Below are 8,613 nucleotides of genomic sequence, written 5' to 3' on the forward strand. Positions count from 1 at the left end.
ATAATGCTCAGGTTGGTGAAACCTACGCCATGATTAAAGCGTTGAATAAGCTCACAGGGTTAGGTATGCCTAAAACGATAGAAATAGCCTAATAATCACCCATACTGGCCGTTTCTATCTGAGATCCAATTAGGAAACAAAGCCTATGCTTCCTATCAATCTGTTAAACGTACTACAGGTTGTAGAAATTTGAATATGCACAGTGGACTTAATCATTTCTATTCTCCTCAAGTCGATTTTTTGTACAGCAGTGACTAATATTGATTAGTTTAGTGATGCTGAGTCATTGAAATGAAAATTATTTTGTTTTTCCTATTTCATTATTTAGTCATATTTTTAGTCAGATAACTAATATAACTGGTGATGTAATCAGAATGGCAATTGTATAGATATTTTGCATAGTAGTTTTTGGTGTTATCTCTATAAAAGTGCCATCTTGATATTAAATGCATAATATATATAGTGTTTATATCACATCGTTATTTGATGTGGTGTTCTGCATTTTGGTACTTTAGTACCGCCCTTTTAAGCCAATTTAGTGTTCCAAAATAAATTCTATTTATATTGGCTAAGTTTATGTGGGAATTTATTCCCACTTTTTTTCTTTTTTACAGATGAGAAAATGCTCAATATAACCTTCTAAATCGATGAAATGCTTCCACCAGATATGTGTGTTTGGTCTAGTTAGTATTTACTTAAGTACGCAATGAAATGATTGTTATGTGACATCCGTTCAAATTGATTTGCCTTTTTAGTTGGTCAGACGAAATGACTATTTATCCTGTTTAATTAGCTTTATTGCTAGTGTTATGGTTTTTGACGATACTCCTTCTAATCTATTGAAATTTATAAGCATTACGCGTAGAATTTATTTAACCAAATCGTTTTTTAAGCCTTATCAGCTTAGTTATCACCGCAACTATATATACCTGTAGGTTGTGGAGAATCCAAATGCACTTAGTTTGCAAATTTATATCTAGTTCGTCTCTCAGTACGAACGACCTTCAATATGTCTTAACACCGGATGAGTGTATCGGGCTATTTTCGCGTGCGCGCACCCCTAAAAACATCTTGGCTCAGTTACCAAGCACTCTGGTTCAGCAGATTACTGCGTCGGCTAAAAAAAATGTCCACAGCCTGCTCAATGCTATTCGAGTAGAACTTGTAAAAGCGAACTGGGTTTGTCTTTCATCCAATGTGAGATGTAGTCCACTAACGAGTAAGCAACTAGCAAGCTTCCCTCGGCTGAAGTTACATGTCGACAGGGTAAGTAAGGGCACTGGAGAGCGTGTTCACAAAGCCAACTACCAGCAAGTTGTCGATGATGTACCTTTGGCACGTCACTACAGCTTCTCGCCGGTTGAACCTTCCCCAGAACATAAAATCGTTGTCGAGTTTGCAGGGCAGTGGTCGAGTAATGCTGGCTGTCTGATGTTAGGAACTACCGATACTCAAAAAGAAAAAGTGACGGTAGGTAAGCCAGATCGAGAAAATAAACACCGAAGCCTCGCGACATTTAAAGATCTTGAAGTAGAGGGGAAAACGCTCTATATCAAAATTCCTTGTTCTGACCAGCCTCAGCCGATTTTGCTTAAATTAACCGAAGACCTGCAACCCGTTGATAAAGTGACTCAGATGGATGAGTGGGATAACGTGTTGGTGCCGGTGGTTCCTGTTCATAAAGGTGATTCAGGGTATGTATCGATTGATCGTGGTTACGTTTATGTCGTTTGGCAATTAGAAGTTTGGAGAGAAATCCAAATTCAAAACGACGGACGCTTTTCTGATATCGATCTATCGCTCTATCAAAGCACTAAGTCCTCGCCTCAAAGATCGGTCGATATCAGCTTATATGATGAAGACTCCGAAGCATTTCTGTCAGGGGAAGCGTTTCAGTTGTACCAAGACGGTAAAAAAGTCTACGAGGGTGTGTTGAACGAATATGCTTGTGCCCGTGTTTTTGGTCTTACTGCAGAAGAAGTTGAGGTAGTGGTTGCTGATTGGCCTAACGAAGGCGAAACATATACAGAATTACTTCAAACCGAATTGAGTCCATTTAAGGCTGGAAGTAAAACAAAGAGAGAGCCACTTGGTGTTCCTTTGCCTCATATTTGGCTTCCATACAAAATAAACGGTAGCGTACAAAGTGATGTTGCTCTTTATTATTCTCGGGCTCAGCTCAATTTTCAGCAACTCAATGAGTTAAAGAGCGGGAATAATGAAAAAGCGGTTAAAGTAGACCTCAGCGATTATTCTTCTGCTCATAACTTTGATGCGAGCTCCGAACCTGTGATTTCGCTGCCGAATCTAGATACTCAAGCGCCAAGCAAATCAGATTACAATGTCGTTAGTCAAAAAGAGCAAGGTGTTGCTGCCGCTGTTGTTAACTCCCCAACTGAAGGCATCGTAATTACCTATAAAAGTAACCCCCAATGCGATCAACCAGATGATTATTTCCAATTGACGTGTGTTGATGAAACATGGAGCCAAAAGATTTTTTTGCGTGAGGCCGAGTTTGTGGATCAGTCTTGTAAAGAAATTGTGTTTAGTGGTTGGCTACCAGAAGTCAAACGGGTCAATCTAACCCGTCATTGTCGATCTCATAACTCAGATAAAACGGTATTAATGTCAGTAATTTATCAAGACATTGAACTCACGGAACTATTATAAAATGAAACTAACAACGTTAAGTATCACGCTTCTTTCGACAGTTATGTTATTAACAGGCTGTGGTGACGAAAGTAATCAAGCTTCGAATGTTGCAACAACACAATCTGTAGAAAAAGAACCTGCTCCGAAGGCTTGTTACGATGTTGGTGAAACAACGTCATTCGAACGCAAAGATGTAACAGGACCACGCTGCCAATGGCAAAGTGAGCACAACTTTATTGTTTACTCTGAAGATCTGTCAAAGCCTGAATACCCAGGTACACTTCCCGTAAAACCAGGCTATGCTGTTCGCAGAGCAAAAGAGTGGCCCCGTGAAGACTTGTCTGATGCGAGCTCTTATGACAAACCTCGAATTCAGTTTTGGTGGAATAATGTCAGCTCTCGAGACCCTCTCGTAAATGATTACGAAAATGGCTATAAGATTTGGAGCGTGAAAATTGATGGGACAGATTTACGTTTAGTTACGGATGATATGCCAAGTATGGCGTCACCTCAGACCTTTGTGACGAGCCGTTCTCCCAATAATCGTTATGTGGCATACGCATACAGTTATGGCGAGCCTCTGATAAAAGCGATCTTTGACTTAAAAACGCAACAGACCATTCAGTTGGGCAGTGCGCGCACCAAGCCATATTTGGTTTGGGCGGATGATTCTAGCTACATCTACTTCTCAGACGGTTTTAAGCGCTTTAAATACACGCTCGCGACAGGAGTCAAAGAAGAAGTAGATGTCGACATTTCAGAATCTACGGTCATTGTTGACGGTAAGCTCATTTATGTGGGTGATTTGGGTGTGGTGGTTTTCGATGCCAAGACTTTAAAAATGCTATATAAAATTTTCCCTGAGGACGAATTTAAACCAGAAAAAACGATTAAGGAACGTGTTTATGTACAAACTGCTATCAGCCCTAATGGAAAATACGTGTGGGCAGTAAACTCGTACCGCAAAGTGTTGATCAACGTTGAGGAAAAAACGTGGCTTGCGTTCTCTGACGAAGGAGAGGAAAAGAACGTTTATGCGAAAGTTGTAAATATCAGTAACAACGGTAATGAAACACAGAGAGGAGCAGCAAAAATAACCATAAGACGTTATGGGGCAGATTACCGTTATGAAATGAATGGAAATGGCGCTCAGTCATGGGGAGTAGTTCAATCGGGTCGAATTGCAAAAACACCTGTTCTTTATAATGCCGATGTCAATGGTGGGCGTTTTCTGGAGGTAGAAAACGATGAGTAACGACTTTAAGCATTTACCGACAGACATCTATTTGTTCGGTGTTGAGTATCCTACCGTTGATGGTAAAAAAGGCTCTGAGTATGTTGATGTAAATTCGGGCGATAACTTGGCTGTGATTGAGTCGTTAAAAAATATCCGTCCTATGTCTCGGCTTCCCATTGCTAAAAATTTAGGTGAGGAAAGCGCTGCTCTTTGGGCGACAGACGATTTAGGCCGTTTACATGTACTGGGCGATTCTGTTCAGAAAAACCCAAAAACCAACGTCAATCAGGTTTTGGCACTGCGTTCGCCAGTACATGAGTTAGCGCAGAAGACGTACAAGCTGTCTTTTCCTGAGTGGTCAATGCTTACAGAGTTGGCGATTGGTGCGCAGAGTAAGGCTCGGCCAATCAAAAAGGCGTGCGCAGATCTTGCCTCTATCTTAGGAAGTCTAAAAGCGTATGGTGGTGAGCAAACGCTAAACTCGCTAGAAAAAAAAGTGGAATACGCTGTCACAGAAGTAAAGCGTTCACAACTTGCGCCTAAATATGAAGCGGGCACTCAAGCACTAACTGATGAGCAAGTTACATATAACAAATGGTATGACTCTGTTCCTGAAGATAAGCCAATTCGTGGTTTTATCGTGCCAACTTTTTCATTTCTCGCTGTAGCGTTTTCAACACAAGAGTATGCTGATGCAATTGTTAAAGTTACTCGTTTTGATGAGGAGAGCGGACAGCACCTCAACCTGCAAGATGAAAAAATCATAACGCAGGCTAAACTTGATAAAATCAATGGTTCGAATCGCCCAATAGCGTTGTTTCCTCTAGCGTCGGAGGTTTTTACCGATGGTATGTACACCATTGAAGTGGTTTTCGACCGAGAGTTGGCAGGTAAAATACCTGAATTTTCCCAGAATGCCACCAATGTAACCAAAGAGTATGATGAGTTTGGTGAAGCTACTAGAGTCAGCTACGAGCTACGAGAATACATTACGCTTAGTCAAACGACACCGTTTGGTAAGATCGCGGTTGTTGCGGGCGACATGATCTCACTTGAAGAGTCTTTGATATACCAATTTCCTACGCAGTTTAAAGCCCTACAAGCTTTCCGAATGGGAGAGCTTGAAAACCTAGAGAATAGCGGAACGACTGCCAGTATGAGTGCTGCACTTTGGGAGGTTGGTACAAAAGTTACGCCAAGTTTGGTTAATGCTGGCATTAATATTCATCAAAATCCCTCAAGTAAACACGACGTGATTGGAAGTTTAGCAAACACGTTTTGGGGGCAAGTAGACAAAGGCGCGTTACCTCCAGCCATGATTTCGGCATTGGAGTTTTCATTTGGGGTATCGGCGACTGCAGCAGCTTACCAAACTCTTCAAGATTTACGCCAAGCAGCATCGGAATCTGAGCGTGCAGCTCAAGTGGGCTTAAAAGCGCTCCTCAAAGAGAAAGGATTTGATAAAAGTAAGTTCTTTACCAAGGTTATTGAACCTGCGAGAAATGGTAGTGCCCACGTTGTGGCGGGGAGTGCTGCAAGAACTTGGTTGACAGGTAACGGCAGTATCAAAAGCTTTTTGTCGCCCTTTGCTGGTGCAGGGCTCAATGCAATCAACACCTTCTATGAGATAAAAGAGATCACTGACAAAAGCGAGCAATTACGCTTAGCAGAAGAGAAAGCTAAACTCAGGAAAAGTTATTTTGAGCAGGTATCACGCGATTATCTGAACTGGGTACCAGTCTGGAAAGAAAGTCTGAAGAGTGGGGAATTACTACTTAAGCAAATCATAGATAAGTTAGGCGACAATGTAACGTTTACTGACGTCATTCCTAATGACGTTGCTGAAGACAGTGCAATGTTTGTTAAAGACCATAAAGGTGCTGGTTTACGCTTGGTTTTTCCTTTTGATAACAACCAGGTTCAAGCCCCGCACTTGTCATATTTGGCTGCTGTCGATAAAGAATTATCTAAGATTCCAAATGCCGTTGTTGAAATCGAAGGGCATGCCTGTCAAAACGGTGATTCAGAATATAATCAAAACCTTTCGCAACAGCGAGCGCAGCATGTTGCTGAGTTCTTTTCTTCAGTCAGTGATATTCGATTTTTTGGTGAACGTCGACCGATAGTCGAGGTACCAAACAACGAAATCAAACGCGAAAACGCGCAACTTAATATTAACCGACGTGTTGAAGTTCGAATCTACCTACAAGAGTTTGCGGCGAGAATTCCACCGAGTCGACTCGGCTTTAAGGCTATGGAGCAAGCGCGTTTGGCTCAGTTAAATGCGAACTTGGGAGAAGAAGCAATTGCAAAAGAGCTCAAGCTAGCTATCTTCGAGATGATCGTTGGCATGGCTTGCTATGTTCCGATAATAGGACACGCAGCAAGAGGCTTTTTCGTTGTCAAAGAAGGCGGGAAAATGCTGATGAGTGGCGCTCAGTTGCTAGACTCTATGCTCTTCGATTATTACTTGTCTTCTTACAACGAGGTTAGAAAAAGCGTATCTGCAATTGAACAACTTAGCCATGAAACCACAGAAATTATTGATTCATTGGCTGAGATTAATACCCAATTGACAGAGATGTATTTTACGTCTTCAGATGCGTTAGTTGAGCACTTAGGAAAAGCTACAGGTGCAAAGGAGCTGATTAAGCGCTATCAACGTCGTGCACTTGCTATTAATGGTTTGGTGCTTTTGATTCAAAGAGCTTGTTCTGAGGGCGAACAAGAGTTCACAGAACAGTGGCGAACATTAGCCATCGATGAATACATTCAGCGATATATCGAAACCGATGGCTGGATATTAAACACAGAGTTAAAAGAAAACTTGTGTAACTTGTGGCTCCAAGAACTCATGCGTCGTGAGGGACACAAGCAATTAATCGAAAGTTACGGTGAAGAAATCGCTGAACAAGTCATTACTCGTAACAAAGCCAACTATATTGCTCCAAAAAGGAAAGATGTTTCTGGGGCGTTTAATGTCGCGTTTCCAGTGCAAGACAAGCTCTATAATCGCGATCAACAACGAGGCTTAGTTGAGTTTGCGACTCAGTTTAATGTTGAGTCTAAAAGATTATCAGAAGAGGACCTAGGGTTCGTTAGGTTATTAGTCTCTGAGCCTCATGACAACTCTAAATGGGTCACCTTTGATGAGTGGGAGAAGGCACGATTAAAAGCAAATAAAAAGGTGCGATTATCGCCTTTCCACCGTTTGAAGTGGCAAATGGTGTTAGGCAAACAAAGTCTAAAACAGATGACGTCAAATGTGTTTCAGTGTGAGATGTCTTATCAGCGCACTGACGGTTTACTTAATACCAGTGGACCTAAGTTTAATTTGATGTTCAAGCCGATGAAACACGAGGAATTTAGTGTAGACCCCAAAGGCGAGTTGGCCGAATTTTTTGAGGCGGAAAAAGTAGGCAGCAAAGTCCTTATTGGTTGTGAGTTTGAGCCGTATTTTTACTTTGGTGATGATGTCTTCTCTGGAGTGAAGCCTTTGATCGCCAAGCATGATTTAGTTGATTATAGTGGCTATTTATCGAAAGTTGCTCTCGGTCCGATTTTTGGGCAAGTGATAAAAATTGACTCCCAACAAGATGTACTCAAAGAATATGTAAACAGCGGTGGCTTCAAAAATATGACCTATGAGTTCACTCTATCTGGAAGCAACTATAAGCTACCAGTACGAGTGGACAAGACAGTCGGACGATTTATTACGTCACCTAGACAGATTCCTGTAGGGGTCGATACAAACCATAACTATACACTCTCTGCTAAATCGGGCTTTATAGCGAACGGAAATCGTGTGTCAGAGAAAGACTTGTTAACGCTGGATTTTGTCTTACATAGTAAAGTTCATAAAGGCCCGACAAAGCCTGTTATCGATGACATTAAGCACAGTGCGATTGCGGTCAACTACGGAAATAAACGACAGTTTATGAACGAGGACAGTATGTTCACTACTGCAGATGAGATCAAAGGCTTTGATTGGACTTTGAATAAGTCATTCGCTATGGAAGTTATGCTCATTGGTGGGAAGCACAGAAAAGAGTCGTATCAGGGGCAAAATCTCGAATGGCAGAGTGTTCCGGTTTCACTAAAGCTCTCGACCACTTTTGATAACGAAGCCGTATTCGGCTCTGAAACTACCTCTGGTCCTGAGTATCTAAGTAACCTTACTTATATTGGGATACTAAAGAAGGACGGGTCTAAATGGATGCTAGATGACAGCGATGTGATTAACAAAAATATAGACGCAGATTTTGTCTCTGAGGCTCTATCCAACATAGACATGGATGAAGATTTCGGTGGTAAGGTCGTCTACGCGTCTCGATTCGAGTTCGCATTTAAAGCGCTGAACGGTCAAGAAATCAAGGGGCTTCGACCATTTGGACCCGTTGTTTCGACATCTGGTCGATTCCAAGAAGCAGTTCTAAAGGTGTCCTCTCTAGCACAACGCAATACAGCGGAAAAGACGCCGTTCAAACTTGGAAGCTTTGATATGTCGTTGGGCAGGCAGTACAAAAATGTAGATGAATTATCTTATTTTTCTGATTGTGAAGACCCAAGCTATAAAGTTGACAAAGATATGTACATCAACTGGGCAAAACTGATACCAGCAGAGCGTACAGAGCGTCTGGTAACCTGGATTAGAGACCCATACTTAGCAACTATCATTGAAGCGTCCATTCTCAAGAAATAAAAAAACCGCCTCGTGGAGTATA

Annotated in this window: 3 protein-coding genes; all 3 read left to right on the forward strand. The window is 41.7% G+C overall.

Translation table 11 applies throughout. The features are described from left to right. The first annotated feature begins 951 nt into the window (after positions 1 to 951). The 3 genes from AB4493_RS19990 to AB4493_RS20000 are packed head-to-tail and all read left to right on the forward strand — an operon-like array spanning position 952 to position 8,591. A complete protein-coding gene (locus AB4493_RS19990; RefSeq protein ID WP_372155678.1) occupies positions 952 to 2,670 on the forward strand; it encodes a hypothetical protein in 1,719 nt (572 codons plus the stop codon). A 1-nt stretch (position 2,671) separates the two neighbouring features. Continuing rightward, positions 2,672 to 3,907, forward strand: a complete 1,236-nt coding sequence (locus tag AB4493_RS19995) for a hypothetical protein (protein ID WP_372155679.1) — start codon at positions 2,672 to 2,674, stop codon at positions 3,905 to 3,907. Continuing rightward, complete coding sequence (locus AB4493_RS20000; protein WP_372155681.1) at positions 3,900 to 8,591, forward strand: OmpA family protein; 4,692 nt, start codon at positions 3,900 to 3,902, stop codon at positions 8,589 to 8,591. The genes AB4493_RS19995 and AB4493_RS20000 overlap by 8 nt, the downstream gene beginning before the upstream one ends. Positions 8,592 to 8,613: the final 22 nt, after the last annotated feature.

It is taken from the genome of Vibrio sp. 10N.222.55.A1 (assembly GCF_041473835.1).
In the GTDB taxonomy this organism is placed as follows: Bacteria; Pseudomonadota; Gammaproteobacteria; order Enterobacterales; family Vibrionaceae; genus Vibrio; species Vibrio crassostreae_C.